General features: G+C 71.6%; 24 protein-coding genes and 1 tRNA gene. 17 read left to right on the top strand and 8 right to left on the bottom strand.

All coding sequences use genetic code 11. The features are described 5' to 3' along the window. Window position 1: 1 nt before the first annotated feature. Window positions 2–796, top strand: a complete 795-nt coding sequence (locus HGK68_RS13670) for an SDR family NAD(P)-dependent oxidoreductase (RefSeq protein ID WP_343036912.1) — start codon at window positions 2–4, stop codon at window positions 794–796. Between the two features lie 142 nt (window positions 797–938). On the opposite strand, the gene HGK68_RS15970 is transcribed toward HGK68_RS13670, so the two are convergent. The 6 genes from HGK68_RS15970 to HGK68_RS13640 all read right to left on the bottom strand — a co-directional run bounded on the left by HGK68_RS15970 (window position 939) and on the right by HGK68_RS13640 (window position 8,333). Then, window positions 939–1,853, bottom strand: coding sequence for a hypothetical protein (locus tag HGK68_RS15970; protein WP_206155753.1), 915 nt, complete (start codon window positions 1,851–1,853; stop codon window positions 939–941). A 244-nt stretch (window positions 1,854–2,097) separates the two neighbouring features. Further along, window positions 2,098–3,357: a DUF4032 domain-containing protein gene (locus HGK68_RS13660; protein WP_169166464.1), complete on the bottom strand. Its 1,260-nt coding sequence runs from the start codon at window positions 3,355–3,357 to the stop codon at window positions 2,098–2,100. An 84-nt stretch (window positions 3,358–3,441) separates the two neighbouring features. Then, on the bottom strand, window positions 3,442–4,566 hold the full coding sequence (locus HGK68_RS13655) for an ABC transporter ATP-binding protein (protein WP_169166463.1): 1,125 nt from the start codon (window positions 4,564–4,566) through the stop codon (window positions 3,442–3,444). A 152-nt stretch (window positions 4,567–4,718) separates the two neighbouring features. Further along, window positions 4,719–6,113: an outer membrane protein assembly factor BamB family protein gene (locus tag HGK68_RS13650; RefSeq protein WP_169166462.1), complete on the bottom strand. Its 1,395-nt coding sequence runs from the start codon at window positions 6,111–6,113 to the stop codon at window positions 4,719–4,721. Between the two features lie 20 nt (window positions 6,114–6,133). Continuing rightward, complete coding sequence (gene otsB, locus HGK68_RS13645; RefSeq protein ID WP_169166461.1) at window positions 6,134–6,907, bottom strand: trehalose-phosphatase; 774 nt, start codon at window positions 6,905–6,907, stop codon at window positions 6,134–6,136. Continuing rightward, window positions 6,900–8,333: an alpha,alpha-trehalose-phosphate synthase (UDP-forming) gene (locus tag HGK68_RS13640; RefSeq protein WP_169166460.1), complete on the bottom strand. Its 1,434-nt coding sequence runs from the start codon at window positions 8,331–8,333 to the stop codon at window positions 6,900–6,902. Before HGK68_RS13640 ends, otsB begins: the two co-directional genes overlap by 8 nt. A gap of 113 nt (window positions 8,334–8,446) precedes the next feature. On the opposite strand from HGK68_RS13640, the gene HGK68_RS13635 reads away from it, so the two are divergent. From HGK68_RS13635 to HGK68_RS13610, 6 genes are all read left to right on the top strand, one after another. Next, entirely contained in the window at window positions 8,447–10,210 is a 1,764-nt protein-coding gene (locus HGK68_RS13635; protein ID WP_169166459.1) for a serine/threonine-protein kinase, read from the top strand. A gap of 41 nt (window positions 10,211–10,251) precedes the next feature. Continuing rightward, entirely contained in the window at window positions 10,252–10,803 is a 552-nt protein-coding gene (locus HGK68_RS13630; RefSeq protein WP_169166458.1) for a hypothetical protein, read from the top strand. Between the two features lie 48 nt (window positions 10,804–10,851). After that, window positions 10,852–11,700 carry a DsbA family protein gene (locus HGK68_RS13625; RefSeq protein ID WP_169166457.1) on the top strand — a complete coding sequence of 283 codons (849 nt, stop codon included), beginning with the start codon at window positions 10,852–10,854 and terminating at the stop codon, window positions 11,698–11,700. Between the two features lie 66 nt (window positions 11,701–11,766). After that, the gene (locus tag HGK68_RS13620; RefSeq protein ID WP_169166456.1) at window positions 11,767–13,056 is read left to right on the top strand and encodes an MFS transporter; all 1,290 of its coding nucleotides are present in this window, start codon (window positions 11,767–11,769) and stop codon (window positions 13,054–13,056) included. Window positions 13,057–13,081: 25 nt separating this feature from the next. Next, complete coding sequence (locus HGK68_RS13615) at window positions 13,082–13,840, top strand: GTP pyrophosphokinase (protein ID WP_169166455.1); 759 nt, start codon at window positions 13,082–13,084, stop codon at window positions 13,838–13,840. A gap of 31 nt (window positions 13,841–13,871) precedes the next feature. Further along, a tRNA-Thr gene (locus HGK68_RS13610) sits at window positions 13,872–13,945 on the top strand. On the opposite strand, the gene HGK68_RS16295 is transcribed toward HGK68_RS13610, so the two are convergent. After that, window positions 13,945–14,871 (bottom strand): cold-shock protein, encoded by a 927-nt coding sequence (locus HGK68_RS16295; protein WP_169166454.1) that lies wholly within the window; start codon window positions 14,869–14,871, stop codon window positions 13,945–13,947. The genes HGK68_RS13610 and HGK68_RS16295 overlap by 1 nt on opposite strands. A 416-nt stretch (window positions 14,872–15,287) precedes the next feature. On the opposite strand from HGK68_RS16295, the gene HGK68_RS13600 reads away from it, so the two are divergent. Genes HGK68_RS13600 through HGK68_RS13560 form a run of 9 tightly spaced genes read left to right on the top strand, consistent with a single transcriptional unit; the run spans window position 15,288 to window position 23,922 of the window. Next, window positions 15,288–16,442 (top strand): sedoheptulose 7-phosphate cyclase, encoded by a 1,155-nt coding sequence (locus tag HGK68_RS13600; RefSeq protein ID WP_206155752.1) that lies wholly within the window; start codon window positions 15,288–15,290, stop codon window positions 16,440–16,442. Next, on the top strand, window positions 16,435–17,496 hold the full coding sequence (locus HGK68_RS13595) for an ROK family protein (protein WP_169166452.1): 1,062 nt from the start codon (window positions 16,435–16,437) through the stop codon (window positions 17,494–17,496). Before HGK68_RS13600 ends, HGK68_RS13595 begins: the two co-directional genes overlap by 8 nt. Beyond that, a complete protein-coding gene (locus tag HGK68_RS13590; RefSeq protein WP_169166451.1) occupies window positions 17,493–18,578 on the top strand; it encodes an alcohol dehydrogenase catalytic domain-containing protein in 1,086 nt (361 codons plus the stop codon). The genes HGK68_RS13595 and HGK68_RS13590 overlap by 4 nt, the downstream gene beginning before the upstream one ends. Beyond that, a complete protein-coding gene (locus HGK68_RS13585; protein ID WP_169166450.1) occupies window positions 18,575–19,324 on the top strand; it encodes an SDR family NAD(P)-dependent oxidoreductase in 750 nt (249 codons plus the stop codon). Before HGK68_RS13590 ends, HGK68_RS13585 begins: the two co-directional genes overlap by 4 nt. Then, window positions 19,321–20,124, top strand: a complete 804-nt coding sequence (locus HGK68_RS13580) for a sugar phosphate isomerase/epimerase family protein (RefSeq protein ID WP_169166449.1) — start codon at window positions 19,321–19,323, stop codon at window positions 20,122–20,124. The genes HGK68_RS13585 and HGK68_RS13580 overlap by 4 nt, the downstream gene beginning before the upstream one ends. Further along, on the top strand, window positions 20,121–20,771 hold the full coding sequence (locus HGK68_RS13575) for an HAD-IA family hydrolase (RefSeq protein WP_169166448.1): 651 nt from the start codon (window positions 20,121–20,123) through the stop codon (window positions 20,769–20,771). The genes HGK68_RS13580 and HGK68_RS13575 overlap by 4 nt, the downstream gene beginning before the upstream one ends. Beyond that, window positions 20,768–22,042, top strand: a complete 1,275-nt coding sequence (locus HGK68_RS13570; protein WP_343036910.1) for a glycosyltransferase — start codon at window positions 20,768–20,770, stop codon at window positions 22,040–22,042. The genes HGK68_RS13575 and HGK68_RS13570 overlap by 4 nt, the downstream gene beginning before the upstream one ends. A 12-nt stretch (window positions 22,043–22,054) precedes the next feature. Continuing rightward, window positions 22,055–22,828, top strand: coding sequence for an SDR family NAD(P)-dependent oxidoreductase (locus HGK68_RS13565; protein WP_281358352.1), 774 nt, complete (start codon window positions 22,055–22,057; stop codon window positions 22,826–22,828). 29 nt (window positions 22,829–22,857) lie between these two features. Next, the gene (locus HGK68_RS13560) at window positions 22,858–23,922 is read left to right on the top strand and encodes a LacI family DNA-binding transcriptional regulator (protein ID WP_169166445.1); all 1,065 of its coding nucleotides are present in this window, start codon (window positions 22,858–22,860) and stop codon (window positions 23,920–23,922) included. Between the two features lies 1 nt (window position 23,923). Here the strand turns inward: HGK68_RS13560 and HGK68_RS13555 are convergent, their stop codons facing one another. After that, on the bottom strand, window positions 23,924–25,120 hold the full coding sequence (locus HGK68_RS13555; protein WP_169166444.1) for an MFS transporter: 1,197 nt from the start codon (window positions 25,118–25,120) through the stop codon (window positions 23,924–23,926). A gap of 137 nt (window positions 25,121–25,257) precedes the next feature. Here HGK68_RS13555 and HGK68_RS13550 point away from each other — a divergent pair, with 137 nt between their 5' ends. Further along, window positions 25,258–26,454, top strand: a complete 1,197-nt coding sequence (locus HGK68_RS13550; protein ID WP_169166443.1) for an MFS transporter — start codon at window positions 25,258–25,260, stop codon at window positions 26,452–26,454. The last annotated feature ends 11 nt before the right edge of the window (window positions 26,455–26,465 follow it).

The raw sequence follows: 26,465 nt of genomic DNA, 5'->3' as shown, positions 1-26,465 counted from the left end.
CGTGCGCACCGTCCTGATCACCGGAGCGAGCGACGGCATCGGGGCGGCCGCTGCCGCGCGGCTGGCCGGCGACCACCGACTGATCCTGGTCGGCCGGAACCCGGAGAAGACCCGGGCGGTGGCCGAGCGCGTGGGGGCGGACGGCGTGTTCGTCGCCGACTTCGCCCAGTTGGACCAGGTGCGCGGCCTCGCGGCAGAGATCACCGGCCGCTACGACCGGATCGACGTGCTGGCGAACAATGCCGGTGGGCTGTTCTCCGGCCCGACGATCACCGTCGACGGGGTGGAGCTGACCTTCCAGGTGAACCACCTGGCCGCCTTCCTGCTCACCGACCTGCTCCGGCCGCTGTTCACCCCCGACACCGCCGTGGTGAACACCTCCAGCGTCGCCGCCCGGCTGTTCAGCAGCTTCCGGGTGGACGACCTGGACACCTCCCGCCGCTACCGGCCCGAGCGGGCGTACGGCAATGCCAAGCTGGCGAACATCCTGTTCACCAAGGGACTGCACGCCCGGGGCATCCGGTCGGTCGCCTTCCACCCCGGCAATGTCGCGACCAGCTTCGCCTCCGACACCACCAGCCCGCTGCGGTGGCTCTACACCACGGTGCTGAACCGGTCGTTGATCACTCCGGAGGCGGGCGGGTCGACGTTGGAGTTCTTCATCCGCTCCGACGCCTGGCAGTCGGGGGAGTACTACGGCAGCGACCACCGGCCGGGCCGCACCGCCCGGAAGGCGGCGGACCCGGCCCTGGTCGAGGCGCTCTGGTCCGGCAGTGAGCGGCTGCTGCGGCGCTGAGGGCGTCGGCCCGTCTGCGGGGGGAGTTCAGGACGGTCCAGCGTGGGGACGGTCAGCGTGGCGCGACCTCGGCCCGTACGGCGCTCACCGATGCGGGACCGAGGCATCGGGGGACAGGGTCAGGTGCGCCGCATGACGCCGGTCACGGCGCCGGGTAGATCATCAGGTACCCGGGGATCGTCAGAACGGCGGTGGAGTCGCCGAGCACCGCCGTGAGCGAACTCTCCGGCCGCAGGACGCCCATCCAGCTCTCGTCCGGCTGCTCGTACATGGTCGAGTCCCACGTGGTGCTGTCGTACCGGACCTCGATCAGGAACGTGCGCGGCGCGTCGGCGGTCGGGGGATCGGCGATCGTGAACGACGTGACACCGTCCGCCCGGGTGACGGTGACGTCGGCGGCATCGCTGCCGTCCTCGTTCACCAGGCCGACCGCCGTCCAGTAGCCGTCGGGCTGGTCCGCGATCCGGAGCACGATCGGATCGCTCGCCTCGTCCCCGTCGGTGTGGGCGACCACGACCCGGTACCGCTGGCTGTAGTCCTGCACGGGCTGCCCCCCGGGCGGGGAGGGGATGTTCTGCACGGGGAAGGCGACGGAGTAGACCGGCGCCACCGGCTCCGGGCTCGGCTCAGGTGTCGGGGTCGGGTCCGGGGCGGGTGTCGGGTCGGGTGTCGGCGTCGGGTCCGGGGCGGGTGTCGGGTCGGGTGTCGGCGTCGGGTCCGGTACCGGAGTCGGGTCGGGTGCCGGATCGGAGTCCGGGGCGGGGGTCGGATCCGCGGTCGTTGCCGGGGCCGGGCCACGGCCGCCCGATGCCGCTGACGCGTGGGTCCCGCGGGAAGCGCATGCGTCGGCGGACGCTGCCTGTGCGGTCGGCGTGCCGAGCAGAGCGACACCGGTTCCCAGCACCAATGCCAGCACTGTCGACAAGGCGATGCCGGCCCGACCGGAGCGACGTCCACGGCGGGCCACGAACAGCAGCAGGATGGCGGCGGCGATCATGGTGCAGGCGATGATGAGCAGGGGCGCCGGGCTGCTGCCGGTGAGTGCGAGGCAGTCCACGAGGGTTCTCCAGGGCTGTCGGGGGTGGTGAGCGGCTGCGGACGCGATCTCGGCGTCCCAGCAACCGTCGACGATCCACCCCGAGCGCCCCGACTAGGTGCCGTGAAAGCACGGGTAGGTGGACGCGCCACTACCTACCCGTGCTGAACGGGGAAATCTGCGACTGCCACTCAGGAGATTCGGGCCCCCCAACGGCGGGCGACACTCACCGGCGACGGCGCATCTCCGGGGCGAACGCCCCCGCTCACCCGATCAGCGGGTCCGCGTCCTCCCGCAGGTCCGCCGCCGACACCCCGAGGATCGCCTCCTCGTCCGGCCGGGTGGGCAGGATGTTCTTCACGTAGGACTTCACCGCCTCCGGCATCGGCACGTCCCGGCCCTGCTGCTCGGACAGGAACCAGCGGTGGTCCAACAGCTCGTGGTAGATCTGCGCCGGCTCCAGCTTCGGTCGCAGCTCGCGGGGCACAGCCCGGACGGCGGGCTCGAAGACGCCGTTCAACCAATCGTGGGCGACGAAGTTCTCGTCGTCGTTCTGCCGGTCGGTGGCGGCGGCGTAGCCGTCCAGGTCGTTGAGCAGCCGACGGGCCTGGTTCTCCTGCACGTCGAGTCCGGTCAGGCGCATCAGGCGGCGCGAGTGGTGTCCGGCGTCGACCACCTTGGGCTGGATCCGCACGGTGGTGCCGTCCAGGTCGGTGGTGATGTCCAGCTCGCCGACGTCGAAGCCGAGGTCGTTCAGCCGGTCGATCCGGGCCTGCACCCGCCAGCGGTCACCGGACTGGAAGGACTCTGCCTCGGTGAGCGCACCCCACAGCTCCTGGTAGCGCTCGGCCAGGGCGTCGCCGATCGCCACCGCGTCGACCTCGTCCTCCAGGAACTCGCCCGCCTGCAGGTCCATCAGCTCGCCGATGATGTTGACCCGGGCCACCTCCAGGTCGTAGCCCCGTTGGCCGTCGGTCAGGCTGTCGTGGAGGTCGCCGGTCTCGGCGTCGACCAGGTAGGCGGCGAAGGTCTCGGCGTCCCGCCGGAACAGGGTGTTCGACAGCGAGACGTCGCCCCAGTAGAACCCGACCAGGTGCAGCCGGACCAGCAGCACGGCGAGGGCGTCGATCAACCGGGTCGCGGTGTCCGGGCGCAGCGACTGGCTGAACAGGGAGCGGTACGGCAGGGAGAACCGCAGGTGCTGGGTGATCAGCACCGGCTCCAGCGGCTCACCGTCCGGATCGGTGCGACCGGAGATGACCGCCACCGGCTCGACACTGGGCACGTCCAGGCGGCTGAGCTGACGCAACAGCTCGTACTCCCGGTACGCCACCGTCTCGCCGATCTCCTTGATCGCGATCACCCGGCCGGACAGCCGGGCGAACCGCACCGTGTGCCGGGAGATGCCGCGGGGGAGGGCGGCGAGCTGATCGGCGGGCCACTCGGCGAGCGGGATGTGCCAGGGCAGATCCAGCAGCGCCGGGTCGGGGGCGGCGGCGGTGATCTGGAGGCGGGGGCGGTCCATGACCAAGGATTCTCCCATCGATGGCCGAAGGGGCGGGGTCCGGCAGGTGCCGAGCCCCGCCCCTTCGGGCGCGAGAGCGCTGGATCAGGCGGTGATGCGCTGACCGGAACCGGCGTGGAACAGGTGCTGCTCACCGGTGCGGATGGTGACCCAGATGGTCTCGCCCTTGAGCGGGACCTGACGCGGGCCGACCCGGACGATGACCTGCGAGTCGCCGGCGCCGGAGGTGACGTCCGCGGCGGCGGCGTTCCCGGCCAGCGAGCCGTACACGTAGGCGTCCGAGCCGAGCTCCTCGACGATGTTCACGACCACCGGCAGGGCGTTCGGGGTGCCCTCGGGGACGACGTCCAGCGACTCCGGCCGGAAGCCGATGGTGATCTGGTTGTTGTCGTCCGCGGCGAGCTGGCCGATCGCGTCACGCGGCACCGCGATGCCCGCGGACCCGACGGTGGCGAAGCCGTCCTGGACGTTGAAGGTGCCGATGTTCATCGCCGGGGAGCCGATGAAGCCCGCCACGAAGACGTTCGCCGGGGTGTCGTACATGTCGCGCGGGGTGCCGACCTGCTGGAGCAGACCGTCCTTGAGCACGGCGATCCGGTCGCCCATGGTGAGCGCCTCGGTCTGGTCGTGGGTGACGTAGACCGTGGTGACGCCCAGGCGGCGCTGCAGCGAGGCGATCTGGGTACGGGTCTGCACACGCAGCTTCGCGTCCAGGTTCGACAGCGGCTCGTCCATCAGGAAGACCTGCGGTTGGCGGACGATCGCACGGCCCATCGCGACACGCTGGCGCTGACCACCGGAGAGCGCCTTCGGCTTGCGGTCGAGGTACTGGGTCAGGTCGAGGATCTTGGCAGCCTCCTCGACGCGCTGCCGGATGTCGGCCTTCGGGGTGCCGGCGATCTTGAGCGCGAAGCCCATGTTGTCGGCGACGGTCATGTGCGGGTACAGCGCGTAGTTCTGGAACACCATCGCGATGTCCCGGTCCTTCGGCTGCACGTCGGTGACGTCGCGGTCGCCGATCAGGATGCGACCGGCGTTGACGTCCTCCAGGCCCGCGAGCATGCGCAGGGAGGTGGACTTACCGCAGCCGGAGGGGCCGACGAGGACGAGGAACTCGCCGTCCTCGATGTGCAGGTCGAGCGCGTCCACAGCGGGGCGCTCCGTGCCCGGGTAGACCCGGGTGGCCTTGTCGTACGTGACCGTAGCCATTGTCAATCCCTTCACCGGCAGGTACGTGCCGGACGATCCGTCGTGAAAGGTGTCAGAGTGTCTTCGCTGACACAGGCCGAACGGCTGGTGAGCCGCCCGATCCACCGGTCATCCTGCCACAGGAACGGTGTGATGTGGGCCACGCGTCCCTGTCACGACAGCCGGTAGGCGGCCCGGTCGCCGAAGGCGAAGAGCCGGTGCTGATCCACGGCGAGCTGGCGGAGGTCCGGGGGCATCGGCGCCGTCCACATCCGGGTACCGGTGCGCAGGTCCAGGGCGACCACCTCGGTGCCCTCGTCCCGGTCGCCGAGCACCAGCACGTGGCGGCCGTCGGTCACCGGTTGCAGGGAGAAGTCGGCGGACGGGGACACGTCCGCCCGCCAGCGTTCGGCCCCGGTGGTGGCATCCAGGGCGAGCACGCCCTGGGGCACCGTGCCGATCAACAGGTCGTCGAGCAGGATCACCGAGGTCTCGGCGCGGAAGGCGGTGTCGGTGCTCCACAGCGGCTCGCCGGTCGTGGTGTCCAGGCCGGACAGCTCGCCGTGGGGTTGGTCCAGGACGAACTCCGCCTGCGGCACCGAGCCGTCGTCGACGCTGAGCTGGAGGCGCCGTGCGATGCCGAGGGCGGTGATCCTGCCGTCCGGGCCGGACACCTGCGCACCGGCGGCGCCCTCCACCGCGAGCCGGTCCTGTCGGGCGGGGCCCACCGAGCTGCCGAAGGTCAGGGTGTGCCCGTCGACCAGGTCCAGCGCCCACGCGCCGCGATCGGAGGACACCACGACCGCGTCGCCCACAACCTGCAGCCGCATCGGGCTGTAGACGTCGCGCGCGTCCCGCAACGGGTCGAGGATCGCCTGCCAGCGGACGGTGCCGTCCAGGGTGCGCGCGGTGACCTCGATGCGCTGGTCGTCCCGCACGGTGGCGGTGATCCGGTGGTCGCCGGTGCCGATGACCGCGGTCTCGGCCGGCAGCGGGGTGTCGTCGTGCCGAGCGCCGGTGGTCGGGTCGAGCTGGAACAGCCGGGCACGGGTCAGGGTGGTGGTCCCGGCGGTGTCGTAGACGGCCACCGCGGACCAGCAGGCGATCTGCCCGGACTCCGCCCAGCAGTCGGTGGTGGTGAAGGCGTTGCCGTTGCTGAAGTCGCTGACCACCGGGGCTTCCCAGAGCTGCTCGTCGCTGTCCGGGTCGGTGGCGACAAGTGATTCGGCACCGGAGTCGTCCCAGCTGCTCGACAGGTACACGCCGGCGACCTCACGACCCGCCCACGCGACGCGTGTGCCGTTCTCCAGCTCCACTGCCCGCACGTCGGGTCCCACGGCGACGGCCACCTGGGGCAACTCCTGTGCCGTCAGGTAGGCCCGCTGCTCCACGGTGCCGATGCCGAGGTCCGCCAGTGTCACGGCGGCGGCCACGACCACCGGCACCGGCCACCAGCGGCGGGCGTACCGACGCCAGGGCACCGGGCCCCGCGGCGGGTGATGGGCGGGGCGGGTGCGCGGCGGCGCGGTGTCGACCCAGTCGTCCTCGACCAGCTCGACCTCGTCCATGCCCCCGCGCGCCACGACGGCTACCCGGTGACCCGGCCCGCGAGATCGGCCAGCAGGTCGCTGACCGCGTCGGTGTCCGGCAGGCGGTAGCGGGCGACCGTGTCGCCGTCACCGACCTTCACGCCCAGGTCGTCCTCGGTCAGCGCCTCGAGGGCGTGTTCGTCGGTCACGTCGTCGCCCGCGTAGAGCACGGCGCCGGCCCCCAGCTCGGCGCGCAGTGCGGTGACGGCGGCACCCTTGTCGGCGGTGAGCACCGACACCTCGACCACGTTCTTCCCGTGCAGCACCGCGGAGCCGAGCTCGTCACCGATCGCCAGCGCCTCGGACTCGGCCTCGGCGCGCACCGGCTCCTCGGCCAGACGGGTGTGCACCACCACCGCAGCCGGCTTGGTCTCCACCCAGACCCCGTCCCGCCCCCGTGCGACGGCCTGCATCCGGCTGCCGAGCTCGGTCAACCGGTCGGCCTGGTCGTCGGTGAGCCGGATGTCCTGCCGGTCGAGACCGTGGGCGGCGACCTGCGCGCGCTCGGCGCCGTGCGATCCGATCAGCACCGTGCCCAGCGGGGGCTGCGCGAGGCGGTGCAGGTCGGCCAGCGCGCGGCCGGAGACCAGGGCGACCCGCACCCGGTCGGGGTGCTCGGCCAGCGCGGCGAGCGCGTGGGCGGCGACCTCGGACATCCGGGACTGCTCCGGGTCGTCCTGCAGCGGCGCGAGCGTCCCGTCGAAGTCCAGGGCGATCAGCAGCGGCGGCCGGTCGGCGATCCGGTCCAGGGCGGCGGTGAGCAGCTCAGACATGCTGCTGCCGGATCGGGACGGCGGTGAGCACGGACAGGAAGGTGTTCGACCAGTTGGCCACGTCGTTCTCCAGTACCCGACGGCGCAGGCGGCGCATCCGCTTGCGGGCCTCCCGGGGATCGATGTTCACCGCGTGCATGATCGCGTTCTTCAGGCCGGAGATGTCGTGCGGGTTGACCAGGATCGCCGCGCCGCCCAGCTCGTCCGCGGCACCGGTGAACTCGCTGAGCACCAGTGCACCACGGTCGTCGGAGCGGGCGGCGATGTACTCCTTGGCGACCAGGTTCATCCCGTCGCGCAGGGCGGTGACCAGCATGACGTCGGCCGCCAGGTACAGCGCTGCCATCTCCTCCATCGGGTAGGAGTGGTGCATGTACTGCACGGCCGGGTGGCCGAACGCGGAGTAGTCGCCGTTGATCCGGCCGACCAGGACCTCCACGTCGTCCCGGAGCTGCTGGTAGGCGCCGACGTTCTCCCGGCTGGGCGAGGCGACCTGGACCAGCGTGGCGTCCTCGACCGAGAGTCGGCCGTCCTCCAGCAGTTCGCCGTAGGCCTTGATCCGGTGTCGGATGCCCTTGGTGTAGTCCAGTCGGTCCACGCCGAGCAGCAGCACCTTCGGGTCGCCCAGCTCGGTGCGGATCTCCCGGGCGCGCTGCTGTACCTCCGGGCTGCGGGCCAGGTTGTCGAAGGCGTGCGAGTCGATCGAGATCGGGAAGGCCGCCGCCCGCACGTGCCGCTCCACCCGTCCGTTGGCGTCGGTCAGCGTGATGACCTGGCCGCGGGTGGTGTGCTCGGTCAGCCGCCGGGCGGCCCGCACGAAGTTGGCGGCGTCGCCCGCACGCTGGAACCCGATCAGGTCGGCGCCCATCAGGCCCTCGACGACCTGCTTGCGCCAGGGCAGCTGGACGAAGATCTCCAGCGGGGGGAACGGGATGTGGTGGAAGTAGCCGATCCGGATGTCCGGCCGCAGCTCGCGCAGGTACTTCGGCACCAGCTGCAACTGGTAGTCGTGCACCCACACCGTCGCGCCGGGCGCTGCCTGGGCGGCGGCGGCGTCGGCGAACCGGCGGTTGACCCGCTGGTAGGCGTCCCACCACTGCCGGTGGAAGGTCGGCGGCTGGATCACGTCGTGATAGAGCGGCCACAGGGTGTCGTTGGAGAAGCCCTCGTAGTACTGCTCCAGGTCGTCCTGGGAGAGCGACACCGGCACCAGGCGCATGTCGTCCGCGTCGAAGGGCTCCAGCTCCAGATCGGCGGAGCCGCCCCAGCCGACCCAGGCGCCGTCCGACTGCTGCACCACCGGCTCCAGCGCGGTGACCAGGCCACCGGGGGAGCGGGTCCAGCTCGGTTGGCCGTTGTCGTCCAGGCTCACGTCCACCGGAAGGCGGTTCGCCACGATCACCAGGTCATAACCAGCAGATACCACGATTTCTCAGCTCCTTGGGCTCGGCCTGACCTTAACGTGACCTGGGATGTTTCGCCGGGGGAACACCGCGTGCCCTGACCCGTCCGGAGGGCTGCGGCGACTACCGTTCCGGCATGGAGCGGGTAGGGCTGGCACCGGGTGTCGAGATCGGCGGGTACACCATTCTCGCGCCGCTCGGCTCCGGTGGCATGGGCACGGTCTACCGGGCGGTGGACGGCGGCGGGACCACCGTCGCGCTCAAGCTGCTGCACCCGCACATCGGCGCCGACCCGGCGGCCCGGGAGCGCCTGCGCCGGGAGGTGGCCGCGCTGCAACGGCTGCGCAGCCCCGGGGTCGCGGCCGTGCTGGACGCCGAGGCCGACTCCACCGAGGCATTCCTGGTCACCGAGCTGATCCCGGGCAAGGACCTCGCCGAGTACGTGCGGCTGCGCGGCCCGCTGGACGCCACCGGCCTGCACCGGGTGGCGGCCGGCTCGGCCGAGACACTGCACGCCGTGCACCGGGCGGGGGTGGTGCACCGGGACCTCAAGCCGTCCAACCTGGTCCTCGGGCCGCAGGGGCCGGTGCTGATCGACTTCGGGGTGGCGCAGTCGGTGGACGAGACCCGGCTGACATCGGCCGGATTCGTGGTCGGCACCCCGGGGTACCTCGCGCCGGAGCTGATCGGGGGCGCCGAGCCGACGCCGGACACCGACTGGTGGGGGTGGGCGGCGCTGCTGGTGTTCGCCGCGACCGGCCGCGCCCCCTTCGGCGTCCGACCGTTGGAGGCGGTGCTGGCCCGCACCCAGGAGGGCGACGCCGACTTGCGCGGGCTAGGGCCGATCACCGCCGGTGCGCTGTGGGACGCGCTGGCCCCGGAACCGGCGGATCGGGCGACACCGGCCGAGGTGGTCGCGGCGCTCGCGGAAGCGGAGCTGCGCGGGGAGGTCTTCGACCCGGAGGCGACCGAGCAGCCGGTGCGCAGGGCGGCGCCGACGACGGTCGTGTACCCGGCCGGTGCCGCGGGGACGGGGGACGACTCGGCCACCGCGGTCCACCCGGCGGTGGCTCCCGGGACCGCTGTGTACCCGGCGGCGACGCCGGAGACTGCTGTGTACCCGGCGGTGGCGCCGGACACCGCCGGGCACCCGGCCGCGGGGCCAGAAACCGCTGCGTACCCGCCGGTGGTGCCGGAGTCGGAGGCGTACCCGCAGACCGCCGGCTACCCGGCGACCCGACCGGCCGTGTGGGACAGGCCGGGTCAGGACCCGGCGCCCGGCTGGCCCGAGCCCGTCCCTGCCCTGCCGCCCGCGCCGCCCACCCCGCCGCGGCGGATCGGGTCGCTCCTCGCCCTGGGCCTGCTCACCGTGGCCGGTGCCGCCGTCCGCCCCGGGATCACCCTGCTGGTCCTGCTGCCGCTGGTGCTGCTCGCCCGCACCGTCGGATCAGTGGTGGCGGCGACCCTGCGCCGACGCGAGCGAGTCGGCGCGCGCCGCTCGGATACCGCACGCGGGGTGATCGCCTCGCCCTGGCACCTGCTGCGCTCCGTGGTGACCGTGCTGCCGTCGCTGCTGGTGTCCGCCGCCCTGGTGACCGTGGTCGGCGGGGTCGGCTGGTGGGTGCTGCACGACGGCGGAACCGCGGACACCGCGGTCGAGGGCGGGTTGCTCGCGGTGACCGCCGTGATCGGACTCATCGCCCTGTGGTGGGGACCGGGTTCCCGCAGCACGCGGGAGGGTGCCCGCTGGGCGCTCGGCGCTGTGGCACCGGGCCGGTGGGGTGCCGGGGTCCTGGTGCTGCTGGTGCTGGCGGTCGCGGCGTTCGCGCTGTGGTCCGCGGCGCGGGGCGACCCCGTCGACTTCACCCCGTTCGGGTCGCCACCGGTCCCCGGGTCCTGAATCCCAGCATTCTCCCGGGCAGGACCCGTACCCTGTGGGCCATGTCCGCCGACCGCTCTGCCCTGCGTGCGCCGCGCCTGCGGCACCGTGCGCGACGTGCGCACCGTGCGCACTGCGGCAGCGTGGGGGCGGTGGGCGTCCTCGCCGGGATGCTGTTGCTGATCGGTGGGTGGTTCGGGGTGGCCCGGGTGCTGGTGCACCAGTGCGCGGCGATCGACGGACCGCTGGCCGACCTGGGTCGCTGGCTGACCCTGCTGCGCGAGGTGCCCGACTGCCCGGTCGGCACCCTGGCGGTCGCCCCCGGTCTGCCGCAGAGTGCCGTGCTGCTGATCGCGCTGGCCCTGCCGGTGGTCGCCGCCCAGGTGGCGCTCGGTGCGCTCGGGCTCGGTCTGATCGCGGTGCTGCGCCGTGCCGTCGCGGTGACCCTCGACGTGCTGGCGGCCGTGCTGCCGGACCTGGCGGCGCTGACCCGGGCGGGCGTGCGGGTCACGGAGCGGATCCGCATCCTGGTCGGACACCGGATCCCGCCGCTGCCCTCCGGTGTCCCGGGGGCGCGGCACCCGTTGCGCGGACCGCCGGTGGCGATGGTCTGACGACCACCCCCCACCGACCCCCGTCTCAGCAGAGCAGGAAGCAGATCCATGTCCAGCAACTCCCCGCGGCCGTCCAAGGCCGAGCGTCGCGATCAGGCGCGCGAGCAGGCACGTCAGATGCGCGAGGCGCAGCGCAAGCGCGACCAGCGCAACAAGTTCATCGCGATCGGTGCGGTCGTGGTGGCCGTCCTCGCCCTCGGCGGCGTCGGCGGCTGGCTGTGGATGCAGTCCAACCAGCCGAGCATCGCCTATGCCGGTGACGACGTGGAGACCATCACCCTCGCCGACACCACGGCACCCTCGACCGCCGGCGCCAACGGCGGGATCCCGGTCGGCAAGGAAGGGGTCGCCGGTGAGGCCGAGGACGGCAACGTCGTGGTCTCGGTGTACACCGACTTCATGTGCCCCTACTGCGGCCAGTTCGAGCAGGCCAATGCCGACGAGCTGGCATCCCTGCGCGAGGAGGGCGGCGTGACGATCGAGTACCACCTGCTGTCGTTCCTGGACGCGCAGTCGCGGGGCGCCGAGTACTCCACCCGGTCCGGCAACGCGGCGGCCGTGGTCGCCGACCAGGCACCGGAGCAGTTCCCGCAGTTCGTGTCCGCCCTGTTCGAGGACCAGCCGGCCGAGGGCTCGAAGGGCCTGTCGGACGGCAAGATCGCGGACATCGCACGCAGCGTCGACGTGCCGGACAGCGTGATCGACCAGTTCACCGCCACCGCCTCCGGCCAGGACTACCGCACCTACTCGCCGTGGCTGCAGGCCAACGTGAACCAGATGCGCACCGACATGGGCCAGGTCGGCACCCCCTACGTCGCCATCGACGGCGAGCAGTTCCAGGGCGACCTGTACTCCACCGGTCCGCTGACCCAGGCGATCGAGGCGGCCAAGGGCTGACCCGCCGACAGACACCGCAGGCCGCGACCGCTCAGGGTCGCGGCCTGCGGTGTCTAGACTCCCGCGGTGCCCTCCGTGCTGGTCGACCTCTCCCCGTTGCGTGTCAGTCCGGCGTTCCGGCGGCTCTGGCTCGGGCTGTCCATCGCGAACCTCGGGACCCAGTTCACCGTGGTCGCGGTCGGGTTGCAGGTCTATGAGCTGACGCGTTCGACGTTCTCGGTCGGCCTGGTCGGACTGTGCGCACTGTTCCCGCTGGTGGTCTTCGGGCTGTACGGCGGGGCGATCGTCGACCACGCCGACCGGCGCACGGTGGCACTGATCGCCTCTGGGGTGAGCTGGGCTGCGACCCTGGTGCTCGCGATCCAGGGCTGGGCGGGCAACGGCCACGTCGGACTGCTGTACCTGCTGACCGCCGTGCAGTCCGGGGCGAACGCGGTGAACAGCCCAGCCCGGTCGGCGATCATCCCGCGGCTGCTCGAACCCCGCCTGATGCCCGCCGCCAACGCGTTGCAGACCATCGGCTGGAACGTCGCCCTCACCGGCGGACCGCTGCTCGGCGCCGCCCTGGTCGCGGTCGCCGACTACGGCCCGGTCTACACCATCGACGCGGTGCTGTTCACCTTCGCGATCGTCGCGCTGTTCCGGCTGCCCGCGATGCCGCCGGAGGCCGACGACAGTGCCCCGCGCCGCGCCAGGGTCGGGCTGGGGTCGGTGCTGGACGGGCTGCGCTACCTCGGTACCCGTCCGAATGTGCGGATGACCTTCGTCGTCGACCTGATCGCGATGATCACCTCGATGCCCCGGGTGCTGTTCCCGGCCGTGGCGCTGCTCTACCTGGGCGGCGGCGAGACCACCACCGGGGTGCTGACCGCCGCCATCGCGCTGGGCGGGATCGTCGCCGGACTGTTCTCCGGTGGCCTGGCCCGGGTGCGCTGGCAGGGGCGGATCATCGTCGGGGCGATCACCGCCTGGGGACTGTCCATCGCCGCCTTCGGCCTGGTGCTGGTCGTGGTCGGCCGGGGCAGCCCGGACCACGTGCTGTGGATCGCGCTGGCGCTCGCGGTGCTCACCCTGGCCATCGCCGGGGCCTCGGACGCGGTGAGCGCGGTGTTCCGGCAGACCATCCTGCAGACCGCGACGCCGGACAATATGCGCGGCCGGTTGCAGGGCGTGTTCACCGTGGTGGTCGCCGGCGGGCCGCGACTCGGGGAGCTGCTGCTCGGCGCGGTGTCCACGCGGCTCGGCGAGGGCGGTGCGGCACTGGTCGGCGGCCTGGCCTGCGTGCTGCTGCTGGCGCTCGCGATGTGGCTGCAACGCTCGTTCTGGCACTACGACGCCCGGGACCCACAGCCGTGACCTGCGCCGGGGTGACAATAGGCGTATGACCGGCCTCGACCTGCCCCTGCCCGGCGACCTCAGCGACGACGAACGCGGTCTGGTCGAACTCCTCCGGGAGAGCGCCGTGCAGCTGCTCCCCGACGGTGCCGTGCTGGAGACCGACGACGTGCTGAGCGCCTTGCGGGCGTTGCAGCAGGAGTTCGTGCGGTTCCGGCTCTACTACAAGTTCGGCATCGACGAGGTGCTCACCAAGATCACCATCCTGCGCGAGGAGTTCGAGCAGGCGCACGACTACAGCCCGATCGAGCACGTCCGGCACCGGCTGAAGTCGATGGAATCGCTGATGCAGAAGGTGATCCGCACCGGCACCGACCTGTCCATCCCGGCGATCCGCGCGTCCATCCACGACATCGCCGGGATCCGGATCACCTGCTCCTTCGTCTCCGACGCCTACTGGGTGCGCGACATGCTCGCCCAGCAGCCGGACCTGGAGGTGGTGGAGACCAAGGACTACATCGCCCACCCCAAGCCGAACGGCTACCGGTCGCTGCACATGATCGTCCGGGTGCCGGTGTTCCTCTCCGACCGGACGGAGCACGTGGACGTGGAGATCCAGCTGCGCACCATCGCGATGGACTTCTGGGCGAGCACCGAGCACAAGCTCTACTACAAGTTCGGCCGCGAGGTGCCCGCCCACCTGATGGCCGAACTCACCGAGACCGCCCGGCTTTCCGCCGAGCTGGACGACCGGATGGCGCGGCTGCGGGCGGAGATCAACGGGCTGGGCACCGACGGTCGGTAGACTCCCGCACACGACACCCCGTGGGGTGCGCGCCTCCTTAGCTCAGTCGGCCAGAGCAACTGTCTTGTAAACAGTAGGTCGCCGGTTCGAATCCGGCAGGGGGCTCAGATCAGCTCGACCCGGTCCGCCTGCGGCCCACGGTCGCTCTGCCGCACCTGGTACCGCACCCGGTCGCCCGCGTAGAGCTCCTCGTCGTCCCGCACCACCGACACGTGCACGAACAGGTCCTGGCCGCCGTCGTCCGGGGTGATGAAGCCGAAGCCACGCTCCGGGTCGAAGCGCGCGACGACGCCCTGGCCACCGCGCTGCGGAGCGCGGGCCGAGCGGTCGTGGCCGCCGCCGCGCCGGACCGGGCCGCCGACCAGACGCACGCCCTGCGCCTGCGCGCCCCGCTCGCCCTCCGACAGCCGGTAGCTCACCCGGTCGCCCTCGACCAGCTCGGCGATGTCGCCGGAGAGGGCACGGGCGTGCACGAACACGTCCTGGTCCCCGGAGTCGGGGGTGATGAAGCCGAAGCCCTTGCCCGCGTCGAACCAGGACACGGTGCCGTCGGCGCCGTCGTGCTGTGCCGCACTCCGACCGGCACCCACCGCCGCATCCGCCGCGAGCGGCAGCACGTGGTCCGCCTGCGGACCCTTCTCGCCCTCGACGACCAGGAACGCCACCGGCTGGCCGTCGATCAGCACGCCACCGCCGACGATGGCCGAGCTGTGCACGAAGACCTCGCCCTCACCCGACTGCGGGGTCAGGAAGCCGTAGCCCTTGGCCGGCTCGTACCAGTTGACGGTGCCGAGCACGCCGAGCGTGGCGTCGGCGGCCACGTCACCGGTGACCCGGACGTTGCGCGCCTGCGGGCCGCGGTCGCCCTCGCCGACCTCGAACTCCACCGACTGGCCCTCACGGAGCACCGCCATGCCGTCCTGGCCGACGATCGCGGAGGCGTGGACGAACAGGTCGTCCGACTCGTCGGCGGGGGCGATGAAGCCGAACCCTCGCTCGGTGTCGAACCAGCGGACGGTTCCCTGCTGCACGGTGGTACTCCTTGTCAGGACGGTGGTTGCTGGGTCCAGTGTCCCCGACGGGGTGGTCGGCACACCAATGGGGCGGTCCGGCGTAGCCCCGGCACGGCGGCGCGCCGCGGTGGTCGGCACCATCGACGTTCCGCGCTCTTATTTCCAGGCGAATCGGCTGAATGCGCGCGACGAGTTTTCCCGATTTTCGGCTGAACTGATGAGTGCGGTAGGGGGAACGGGTGAAAGGGGCCTTGTGGTCCGGGGGTCGGTGTCCTACGGTGTGTGACGATACACACGCAGGGGCGCGTGGCTTTCCGCCGCGACCCGGTGGACGCCGATCTGGACGCGCACCGTGTCACTAGGGGGATCTGATGGCCGACGACTTCCGTTCCGACATTGCTGATCGACCGCTGACGCCCCGGCCGAGCTGGCGCGTGAGTGCTGACCACCGCATCGAGTACGACGTCCAGATGATCGTGGACGTTCTGGACGCCGGAAACGACGCGCTGGCATCGCGGTGCGGCGCGCGCGCCCTGGTCGTCGTCGACCACACGGTCGAGGACCTGTACGGGCCGCGCGTGCGCGCCTACTTCGAGCACCACGCGATCCCGGTGGCGGTGATCGTCCTCCCGGCGGAGGAGGAGGCGAAGGAGCTCGCCTCGGTGCTCGCCGTCGCCGATGCCATGGCCGACACCGGCCTCCTGCGGCGGTCGGAGGCGGTCGTGGTGATCGGGGGCGGCGTCGTGATGGACGTCGTGGGGCTCGCCGCCAACCTGTTCCGACGGGGGGTGCCCTACGTGCGGGTGCCCACGACCCTGATCGGCCTGGTCGATGCCGGTGTGGGCGTGAAGACCGGAGTGAACCGCGGAACGCACAAGAATCGCCTGGGGACGTACTTTGCGCCGACTGCCACGCTGGTCGATCCCTCGTTCCTGTCCTCGTTGCCCGCGCGACACGTCCGCAACGGCCTCGCGGAGATCGCCAAGATCGCCCTGGTCAAGGACCCCGGGCTCGTCAGCCTGCTCGAGTCCGCCGCGGCCCGGCTCCCGCACATCGACTACACGCTGACGGCGATCGACACGCACGAGGAGATCCTGGCGCGTGCGATCGGGGGCATGCTCGCCGAGCTGGAACCGAACCTGCACGAGACGAACCTCGAACGCATCGTCGACTTCGGCCACACCTTCAGCCCGTCGCTGGAGCTGATCGCCGACCCGCCGCTGCTGCACGGTGAGGCGGTCGCCGTGGACATGGCGCTCTGCATCGAGCTGTCGAGCCAGCGTGGGCTGCTCTCCGAGTTCGAGGCGCGTCGGGCGCTGAACCTGCTGTACCGACTGGGCCTCCCGCTCACCAATCGGATGTTCACCCCCGATCTGCTGAACACGGCGCTGGAGGACACGATCAAGCACCGCGACGGCCTGCAGCGAGTGCCGCTGCTGACCGGCCTCGGACGGGCGACGTTCGTCCACGACCTGACGCCGCAGGAACTCGCCGACGCGGTGGCCAGAACGCGCGCAGCCCGCCAGACCATCGAGGCGCTGGAGGCACGGACCGCTCTCGACGAGCAGGAGATGCTGGCTCGTGGGTGACACGCCGACCGCCAGCACGAGGCAGCCGACGGCGACCGACCACGACCCCGCGGAGTTCGTCCTCGACGTCGGCGGGACCTGGACCCGGGCCTCGCGATGGCCCCCCGCGGACAGCGCCTCGGTCGTCACGGTGCGCACACCCAGCCGCACCAACCAACCCGAAGCGACGCCGGAACACCTGGTGGAGCAACTGATCGATCTGATCGTCGACCTCACCCCTGACCGGGCGCCGTCGAAGGTGGCGATCAGCCTGGGTGCCACCCTGGACCACCGTCGGGGTGTCGTCTACGGCTCGGCGCCGCTCTGGGGAGACGCACAGGCGCCCGTCCCGCTCGTGCAGCGTCTGCGGGAGCGGGAACCCGAGGTGGAGTGGGTGGTGCTGAACGACGTGACGGCGATGCTCGCCGCCTACCGTGCGGCTCACCCCGAACTGGCAGCGGTCAAGATCGTCGTGACCACGATCAGTTCAGGCATCGCCGCGCGGTGCGACGACCCGGTGTCCGGGAGCCTGCCGACCGACCCCGCCGGGCTCCAGGGCGAGATCGGGCACTTGCCGGCGATCACGGCTGACCTGCATCTTCCCTGCGCCTGCGGTCAGCTCGACCACGTCGCCGCCTTCGCCAGCGGGCCGGGGCTCCGGGCTGTCGCCGCTGCCCTGGCGAGGGTCGCCGAGGCCCGCGAGTCGGCGGCCGTCGACCTCGGCACCGCGGCGTTCGAACGCACCTTCGCTGCGGCGTTGGAGGCGGGGGACTCGTTCGCCCATCGTGTGCTCGGGGAGGCGACCCGCCCCCTCGCCGACGTCTTCACCTACCTGTTGACCACGCAGCCGGACACCGCTCGGATCGTGCTCACCGGTGGCGTGATCGACGCGATCGGTGGGCACTACCGGCGGGCCGTCCTGCGTCGGATGCGGGAACGCGGGGTCCACCACACCGCGCGCCAGCATCCGACGTGGCTGGACTCGGTCCTCGTCCTCGCCCAGTCGCCCGCGGAGACCTCTCCGTTGGTCGGTGCCGCGCTGCTCGCCGGCGAGGGGACGGGGAGTTCGTCGTGACGGCGACCCGTGCCGCCGCGTGGGTGATCGAGCGCACGCCGCAGAACGTGTTCTCCCAGGTCACGCGACCTGTACCGCGTCTCGCGCACGACGAACTCCTGCTGGGTGTCGAGACGGCGGGTCTGTGCGGCACCGACATCCAGGTGGTGCGCGGGATGCGCACCGAGGCCGCGTCGGTGCTGGGACACGAAGCCGTGTGCACGGTGCTGGAGGTCGGGGCGCGCTGGCACGACCGGTTCGCGGTGGGGGACCGGGTCACGGTGAATCCGACCGCGCGCACCGATCCGGGCTTCCTGCTGGGGCACGCGATCGACGGGGTGTGGGCTTCCCGGCTGATCGTCTCGGGACCGGTGATCGAACTCGGGCAGGTGGTCCCGCTCCCGGGTGACCTCGACCCGATCGTCGGCGTGTTGGTCGAGCCGCTCGCCTGTGCGCTCTACAGCTGGTCGATACTGGCGGCGGCGCGCCCGGCACGGCTGGTCGTGCTCGGCGACGGCTCGGTCGGTCGGCTCGTCGCGTGGCTCGCCGCGCGCGACCTGGGCACGGACCACGTTCTGATCGCGGGCAGGGCCGAGATGGACGACCCGAACGAGCGGCTCCGGGTGATGGGCGTGATGAACACGTGCTGCGGCGTCGTCGTCGCCACGCCCCGGGATTCCACCGCGGGGTGCGTGCTGGCTGCGATGGAGAACGTCGGGGACGGCTCCGTGATCGACGTCGTCGGCGGGCTCGAACCCGGGGCCGACCCCGTCCTGCAGCGCGCTGCCGAGGTGCGGGCGCAGAACGTGTGCGGAGACCCGCAAGATCCGCGGATGCTCGACCTGGAGCTCGGTGATCCGGCGACTCCTCGCCGGGTTCGGGTCACCGGCCACCGAGGAGTCGCGCCTGGCCACCTCTCCCGAGCGGCAGCACTCCTGCGCGCTCACGGCGAGGAGTTGCGCACGGTGATCACGCACGAGGTCACGCCGCCTCAGGCGGTCGCCGTGTTGAACGACCTCGCCACCACCGGCACCCGCGATCTCGCGGGTCGCCGCATCCTCAAGCTCGTCGTCGACTTCAGGACAGGGGCCACTACGCCATGAACACCATCACGCAGGGTGCCACGCCGCGGGCACTGGTCATCGGCGGCTCCACCGGGATCGGCAGCGGGATCGTCACCGGGCTCACGACCGCTGGTTACGCGGTGCAGGTGCTGAGCCGCACTCGGCCGCAGGTCGCCCACGCCGGGTGGACGCGCGTCGACCTGAACGACCGGGACAGCACCCAGTACGCCCTCGATGCTGTCGCCGCGGAGCCGCTCAGCGTGCTGTGCTTCTCCGCCGCCGTCTACGGCACCAGCCGCAAGATCCTGGTCGACACCCCCCGCGAGGAGTGGCGAAGCCAGGTCGAGGTGATGCTCGACGCCCTGTGGTCGGCGTTGCACACCTGCCTGCCGGCCCTGACCGCCGCCGGTCCGGGGCTCATCATCGGCGTCTCCTCCGAGGTCGTGCACAACGCCGGTCCTGGTCGTAGCGGATATGCGGCGGTGAAGGCGGCGGCCTCCGCGATGCTCGCCTCCGTCCGCCTGGAGTACGAGAGGTCCGACCTCCGGGTGGTCGAGGTGCTGCCGCACGGCATGGTCGACTCCCCGGGAATCCGAGCGCGCCGCGCCGATGACTTCGACTATTCGGGATACACCCGGCCCTCAGCGTTCGCCGCCGTCTCCGAGCACCTGGGTCGTACCCGGGGCGCGGCCGAGGACGGTCGTGCTCTCGTCGTCCGGGCGGATGGAACCTGGTACGACCTCGGGTCGCAGTCGGCACCGCCGTCGCAGAGCCGAGCGCTGTGACCCCCTCGACCGGCCTGGTGGCGTGGCGGCTGCCCGGGTCACCGCAGGACAGCCCCCTGCTCGCCGCCCGGGTCGGAGCGCAGCGGCTCCAGGTCGACTACGGAGGTTTCGACCGCCCCTACGAACTCGTCCCCACCACGGCGAGACGCCTCAGGCGGAACGCCGACGAGGTCGGAGTTCCGGTGACCGCCGTCGCCGTCAACGCGCTGAATGACCTGGGCGTCACGTCAGCCGATCATGACGTGCGCAGAACGGTGGAATCGCTGATCCGCCGAGCGTGCGACGCGGCCCGCACGCTCGGCGCCTCGGCAGTCGTGATCCCGGCATTCCGCCGCAGCGCGATCCACACCCCGGCGGACGTGACGGCTACGGCCGCGTTTCTGGTCCGCGCCGCGCAGTTCATCGCCGGGTCGGGCATCGTCCTCGTCCACGAGAACGTCCTGGCGCCGGATGCGCTCGCCACGTTGCGCGACGCCACCCGGGGAGCCGGTGTGCGTCTGCTGTTCGACGTGGGCAATCTCCACGAACACCGCGTCGATTGGCGGGACTACCTGGCTGGCGCTGCCCCGGCGCTGCACACCGAGGCCCACATCAAGGACCACCTGACGCGGCCCGCGGGCGACATCCCCCTGGGGCGGGGCCGCGTGCCGCTCGGTCGGGTGGTCGACGCCCTCGTCCAGACCCGGGCAGTCGACTGCTTCGTCGTCGAGACCGATCACCGCACCCATGACGATCACCAGATCCGGGCCGACCTCGCCACGCTCACCCACCTGATCCACCATCACGGGAGTACGCCATGACCGACGATCGCACCCGAGGTCTGCTGTTCGACATGGACGGCACCCTCCTGGACTCCACGCCACTCGTGGAGCAGATCTGGACCGAGTTCGCCTCGCGTCACCAGCACGACCCGGCGCGCGTGCTCGCCTTCGCCCACGGACGGCCCACCCGGGCGACGGTCGCGGAGTTCCTCCCCCCGGGCCTGGACGTGGAGGCCGAGGTCGCGCGGATCGCGGCAGCGGAAGCGGCTGAGACCTGGGGCATCGCGGCGCTTCCCGGTGCGCGTGAGTACCTCGGTGGCCTGGAGCCACACCAGTGGGCGGTGGTCACCTCGGCCACCCGTGCGGTCGCCGAGATCCGCATGACGGCGGCCGGGCTGCCATTGCCCGAGGTGCTGGTCACGTCCGAGGACGTCGAGCACGGCAAGCCCTCGCCCGAGGGCTACCTGCTGGCGGCTCGGTCGCTGGGTCTCGACCCCGCGGCGTGCCGAGTCTTCGAGGACGCCGGTCCTGGAGTCGTCGCGGGTCGCAGCTCGGGTGCGGAGGTGACCGTGGTCGGCGGGTACACGGGCGAGGAGACCCACGGCCTCCCGCGCATCGCTGATTTCACGGAACTGGTGCAACGCGACTCGGACGGCCTGCTCGCCGCGGGGGTGAGTCGGCGATGACGGCACCTCACGTCCGGTGGATCCGCCGCCCGGCCGACGGAGCTGGCGCGCGCGTCATCCACGTGAACACGAGTGCGCGCGGCGGTGGGGTCGCGGAGATCGTGGAGAACGTCACGCGCCACGACATCGCACGCGGTCGGCGCAGCGGGTGGGCGGTGATCGACGCCCCGGACGAGTTCTTCGCCTTCACCAAGGGCCTGCACCACCTGTTCCACGGCCGCGGCGACCCGCACCTGCTCGCCGCAGGAGGTGCGACGTACCGGCAGGTTCTCGACCGGGTACCGGCGCTCCTGGAAGCCGACATCCGGGCCGACGACATCGTGGTGCTGCACGACCCTCAGACGCTGGGCCTCGCGCGATGGGCCGCAGGCCGTGCACGTCGGGTGTATTGGCACTGCCACATCGGATCGTTGCAGGATCCCGACGGGGTCAAGGGCGCGCTGTGGGACTTCTTCGCCGACGATCTGAGTGCCGTCGATGCCGTGCTGGTCACCGAGCCCGGCTACCTCGTCGGGGCAACGGTCGCCCGGGTACGGATCGTGCGGCCCGCGATCGATCCCGAGGCGCCCAAGAACGCCACGATGAGCGACGACGAGGTGGCGCGGTGTCTGCGGCCCTTCGGTGCGGTGGCCGCCGATGGCGCCGTGGTGCCGGGCGGCCGGGTGTGGCAGGACGTGCCGCTCCCGGAGCACGCTCCGATGGTGTTGCAGGTCTCCCGGTGGGATCCGCTCAAAGGGATGGCCGACGTGCTGCGATCGACGGCGGAGCTCGAGCCCCGCACCCACGTGGTGCTCGCCGGCCCCGACCCCGCGGAGGTGCTCGACGATCCCGAGGGGATCGCTCAGCTGCGCGCGACGCTGCAGCAGGTGCGCGCGCTGCCGGCACCGGTGCGTCGTCGCGTGCATGTCATCGCGCTGTCGTCCCACGATCGGGAGCTGAACGCGCTGTGCGTCAACGCCCTGCAACGGCGGGCCGACGTCGTGGTCCAGCGCAGTCTCGAGGAGGGGTTCGGCCTCACCGTCACCGAGGCGATGTTCAAGGGCAGGCCGGTCGTGGCGTCGCACACGGGCGGAATTCCCCGCCAGATCGATCACGGGGTGAGCGGGCTGCTCGTCCACCCCGGTGACGACCGCGCCTTCGTCACCGCCGTCAATGAATTGCTCGCCGACGAGCAGATGCGCATGGACATCGGGGCAGCGGCCGAGAGTTCCGTGCGCGGTCACTATCTGATCGATCGACTCGCCACTGATTACGACCTGCTTCGACACTGAGAAAGGGAATTCGTGAACCCACAGAACCCCCGCGTAGGAATCGTTGTCGGAGGTCGCGGTCTCATCGGACGTGCCATTGTGACCGGCCTGTTGGAGAGGCGGGTCGTCGACCAGGTGTGGAGCCTCGACCGTTCGGCGCCCGTCGGAGACCACCTCACGGCGGTGACCGAGGTGGTGTGCGACCTGCGCGACGACGATCAGCTCCGCGCGGCAGTCGAGGAGCTGCCCGCCCGGGTCGACTGCTATGTGAGCGTGCTGGGTGGGGAGGAGAACCCGCCAGTGGAACCGGTGCACGACACGGCATGGCCTCCGCCTGCGGTCTGGGATGACATCGTCGCGCTGAACACCGGGTCGGCGTACCGCATCGTGCGGTCTCTGGAGGGTCGTCTCCGCGAGGGTGCCTCGATCACGCACATCAGTTCCATCGCCGCGACGATGCCCTGGGTCGTGTCGCCCGCCTACGGTGCCGCGAAGTCGGCTCTCGAACACTGGACCACCTCCCTGGCGGTCCTGCTGGGTCCGCGCGGGATCCGGGTGAACGCCGTCCGTCCGGGCTTCGTGTGGTCGCGCCAGTGGGCCGCAGTCGACCGCGGCGAGTTCGACGCGGTCGTGGCCGACCGGGTCCCGCTCGCCCAGTTCGACCAGGGTGAGACGGTGTCCCGGGAACAACTGCCGACCGACGTCGCGGAAGCTGTCGTCTTCTTGGCTTCCCCTGCCGCCCGACAGTTGACCGGTCAGTTCCTCGACGTGGACGGGGGCGCCGCGCTGGTCCGCGCCGCTCGCTGAGCGACTCGGCGCGTCGGTACGCTGCAGGGATGGGTACTCCCGCCGGTCGCCGGCCCACGCTGCGCGAGATCGCGCAGCGAGCAGGGGTGTCCGTGATGACGGTGTCCTATGCGTTCAACGACCCGGACCGGGTGTCCGACGCGCGCCGCGAACGGGTGCTCGCCGCCGCCGCCGAGCTGGGTTACCAGGGCAAGAACCCCTGGGCCACGGCGCTGCGTCGCGGCCGCGCCGGAGCGCTGGGCGTGGTGTTCAGCGAGCACCTCACCTACGCCTTCACCGACCCGCAGGCGACCGACTTCCTGGCCGGGGTCGCGTCGGTCTGTGCCGAGGAGGGGTTGGGCCTGACGATCATCCCCACGGTGGGTGACACCGAGGACGCCCAGCGCGTCGCGGCGGCACCGGTCGACGGATACGTGTTCTGGACGACCCGCTCGGATGACCCCTGCCTGGACGCAGCGGCGAACACCCACCGGCCGTGCGCGATCCAGGGTGGCCCGACGCACGACGGATTCGTCCGGGTCGGCACACCCGACCGCGCGGCGGCTGCCGCCATCGCGCGGGTGGGACTTGTCGGCGGTGTGCGCCATCCGGTGGTGCTCAGCTTCTCCCTCGACACCGATCGAGTCGCTCGGTCCGGGTACGGGATCGCGCCGGACACCGCCCGGATGCCCGTGACCTTCGACCGGCTCGCGGGCTTCCAGGACGCGATCGCCGAAGCGGGGCTGGACTGGGACGCCACCTTCGTCCTGGCGCTCGCGCGCAACGACCGGGACGAGGCGAGACGCGCGTTGACCTCGGTGCTCGCAGCAGGCACTCCGGTCGACCTGGTGTTGAGCACCAGTGACGAGCTCGCGCTGGGTGCCGTGGAGGCCCTCCGCGATCACGGTCTGAGCATTCCCGACCGGGTCGCGGTGACCGGGTGGGACGACGGCCCGTCGGCCCAGGCGGCGGGTCTGTCGACGGTGCGTCAGTCGCTGTACGACCAGGGCCGGGTGTGTGGCGCTGTCGCGGCCGGGCTCGACGTCACCGGCACCGACCCGGAGTGGCAGATCGTGCCCCGGAGCTCGACGCGGGTGAGCGGGACCGCCCGCTGACTCACGCCACGGGGCGGCGTTCGTCGATCGGTGCACGGACGGGGACCCGCAGGGCGAGCATGCCGAGCAGCACTACGGCGGCGGCGGTCCAGGGGATGAGGCCGAGGAGCCCGTGGTCGACGGCCAGCCCACCTGCCAGTGATCCCCCGGCGATCCCGACCTGGAACGCGACCACGTACAGCGACGAGGCGACGTCGCTGGTCTCCGGGGCCACCCGCAGTACCGTCGCCTGGAGGAACACCGGGGTGGCGGCGAAGGCCGCGCCCAGCACCACGACCGAGAGCACCACACCGGCAGGTGCCCACGAGGAGAAGATCCCGATCCCGGCGAATGCCAGGGCCAGGCCGCCCATGGCGACGACTGCCGCGCGGCGCGGGAAGGAATCGGTCACCTTCCCGATCGCCCAGACCCCGATCAGCCCCGCGAATCCATAGACCAGCAACACCACCGCGAGCCCTCGACCGGTCACCCCGGCCGCGCGGTCGAGGATCAGCGCGATGTAGGTGTACGCGGCGAAGTACGCGACCACGAGGACGATCGTCAGGGCGCATACGCGCAGCAACGATCGGTTCCTGACCGTCGAGGCGAGCAGCGGCAACCAGCTGCGCAGGCCGCCGGTGTCGGATCGGCCCTCGAGGGTCGGCATCACCAGCGCGAGTCCGACGAACGCCAGCGCCGCTGCGACCGCGAGCACGATGATCGCCGGTCGCCAGCCCCAGGTCGTGCCGAGGGCGGTCATCAGTGGTGTTCCCGCCACCATCGCGAGCGAACTCCCCATGAACGCCACCGACGTCGCGAATCCTTCGCGGCCCCGGGGCACCAGCATGGCGGCGGTCGGCGCGACGACCGACCAGAAGATCCCGTGGGTGGTGGCCGACACGAGCCGCGATGCCAGCACCCACGCGTATCCCGGAGCGACGGCCATCGCCAGGTTGGACACCACGAGGACGCCGATCGTGATCAGGATCAGTCGACGCCGGGCGACGCCGGAGGCGGCCACGACCAACGGCAGCACCGTCACCGCGACCACGACGGCGTACAGCGTGAGCAGCGAGCCGATCCGTGACTCGGCGACGCCGAGGTCCCGGGCCATCTCCGGCAGCAGACCGACCGGGAACGACTCCGACGTGTTGTAGGCGAACGCCGCGCAGGCCAGGAGGATCAGGCTCGCCCAGGAACGGGCATCGATGCGGTGCATTTGTGTGACGATACACAACTCCACCGAAGTGATCGACCTCTGGGGGTGCCGCCAGCTGTCATCGTGGGGCATGCTGGGCGTGTAACGCTACACAGGAAGGATCGAAGGTGTCAGGAGATCGCGGACCATCGGCTGCCGTGGCGTCGACCTCACCGGCGCCCGCCTTCGTCCGCGGCGGTCCGACCGTCCTGTCGTACGCCGTCCTGGGCTGCTACACGTTCTGGTTGTACGCCTTCGGGCCGGCCGTCACGTTGCTGCGGGACGAGCTCGGCTTCTCCTATACCTTGCTGGGTCTGTACTCGGTGCTCTGGTCCCTCGGGGCCGCTCTCGCGGGGGCGATGTTCGCCTGGGTGGCCCGCCGACTGAGTCGGGGTGCGCTGCTGTGGGCGGCAGCTGCGGCAGCCACTGGGGGCGCCGCGGTGTTCACCCTGACGAGGGGCGTGTCGGCGACCCTCGCGGGCGCCGTGGTCTTCGGGCTCGCCGGCACGATGTTGCTCGCCGTCATCCAGGCGATCCTGTCCGATCAGCACGGACCTCGTCGTGACCGGGCACTCACGGAGGCGAACATCGGCGCCGGTGCGTCCGCCGTCTTCGCGCCGCTGGTTCTCGGCGCGCTGGCGACGACAGCTCTGGGATGGCGGGCCACCTTCGCCATTCCCGTCCTGGTCCTGGCCGCGCTGTTCCTGCGCTACCGGCGACAGACCTACCAGGTGCCCCAGCCCGACGCACCCGGCGGGCGCTCGGGTCGGCTGCCCGCCGCGTGCTGGCTGTTCGCCGTGCTGATGGCGTTCGGGTCGGCGATGGAGTTCTGCCTGGTGTACTTCGGGCCGCAGGTCCTGATCGCGACCGGAATGTCGGCTGCGGCCGCCAGCACTGCGCTCGGTGCCAACTATCTCGGCATCCTGGTCGGTCGCCTGGGTGGGGCCGCGCTGACCCGGCGACCCGGCATCACCGCGCCGTTGCTGGCCGGGTCGCTCGCCACGACGGCGGCGAGCTTCGCGCTGTTCTGGTTGACCGACAACAGCGTCCTCGCGGTGACGGGGCTCTTCCTGTGCGGGATCGGGGTCGCCAACCTCTACCCCTTGGCACTGGCCCTGACCCTCGATGCCGCCCCGGGTCAGGAGGATCAGGCGAACGCCCGCTCGCAGCTGGTCGTCGGACTCGTCGCCGCGGCGTCGCCGTTCATTCTGGGAAGCCTTGCCGACCGAGTGGGATTGTTCGCGGCCTTCGCCATCGAACCCGTCCTGATCGCGGCCAGCGGTGCGCTGCTGTGGGGCGGCGTGGCCGCCCGCCGACGAGCTCGACGCCACGACCAGTACCGGGCCGTGGTGTGACCACACGCTGG

The sequence above is a fragment of the Cellulomonas taurus genome, from assembly GCF_012931845.1.
Taxonomy (GTDB): Bacteria; Actinomycetota; Actinomycetes; order Actinomycetales; family Cellulomonadaceae; genus Cellulomonas; species Cellulomonas taurus.
Note: the sequence above shows the minus strand (reverse complement) of the source record. Positions and strands in the feature narration are given on the sequence as shown.

Excerpts from the sequence above, each read along its gene's own strand:
- otsB (WP_169166461.1), bottom strand. The coding sequence starts at position 6,907 with ATGTCTGAGCTGCTCACCGCCGCCCTGGACCGGATCGCCGACCGGCCG.
- HGK68_RS13615 (WP_169166455.1), top strand. The coding sequence starts at position 13,082 with ATGACCGGCCTCGACCTGCCCCTGCCCGGCGACCTCAGCGACGACGAA.
- HGK68_RS13560 (WP_169166445.1), top strand. The coding sequence starts at position 22,858 with ATGGGTACTCCCGCCGGTCGCCGGCCCACGCTGCGCGAGATCGCGCAG.
- HGK68_RS13585 (WP_169166450.1), top strand. The coding sequence starts at position 18,575 with ATGAACACCATCACGCAGGGTGCCACGCCGCGGGCACTGGTCATCGGC.
- HGK68_RS13575 (WP_169166448.1), top strand. The coding sequence starts at position 20,121 with ATGACCGACGATCGCACCCGAGGTCTGCTGTTCGACATGGACGGCACC.
- HGK68_RS13630 (WP_169166458.1), top strand. The coding sequence starts at position 10,252 with ATGTCCGCCGACCGCTCTGCCCTGCGTGCGCCGCGCCTGCGGCACCGT.
- HGK68_RS13625 (WP_169166457.1), top strand. The coding sequence starts at position 10,852 with ATGTCCAGCAACTCCCCGCGGCCGTCCAAGGCCGAGCGTCGCGATCAG.
- HGK68_RS13650 (WP_169166462.1), bottom strand. The coding sequence starts at position 6,113 with ATGGACGAGGTCGAGCTGGTCGAGGACGACTGGGTCGACACCGCGCCG.
- HGK68_RS13570 (WP_343036910.1), top strand. The coding sequence starts at position 20,768 with ATGACGGCACCTCACGTCCGGTGGATCCGCCGCCCGGCCGACGGAGCT.
- HGK68_RS13555 (WP_169166444.1), bottom strand. The coding sequence starts at position 25,120 with ATGCACCGCATCGATGCCCGTTCCTGGGCGAGCCTGATCCTCCTGGCC.
- HGK68_RS13655 (WP_169166463.1), bottom strand. The coding sequence starts at position 4,566 with ATGGCTACGGTCACGTACGACAAGGCCACCCGGGTCTACCCGGGCACG.
- HGK68_RS13635 (WP_169166459.1), top strand. The coding sequence starts at position 8,447 with ATGGAGCGGGTAGGGCTGGCACCGGGTGTCGAGATCGGCGGGTACACC.
- HGK68_RS13660 (WP_169166464.1), bottom strand. The coding sequence starts at position 3,357 with ATGGACCGCCCCCGCCTCCAGATCACCGCCGCCGCCCCCGACCCGGCG.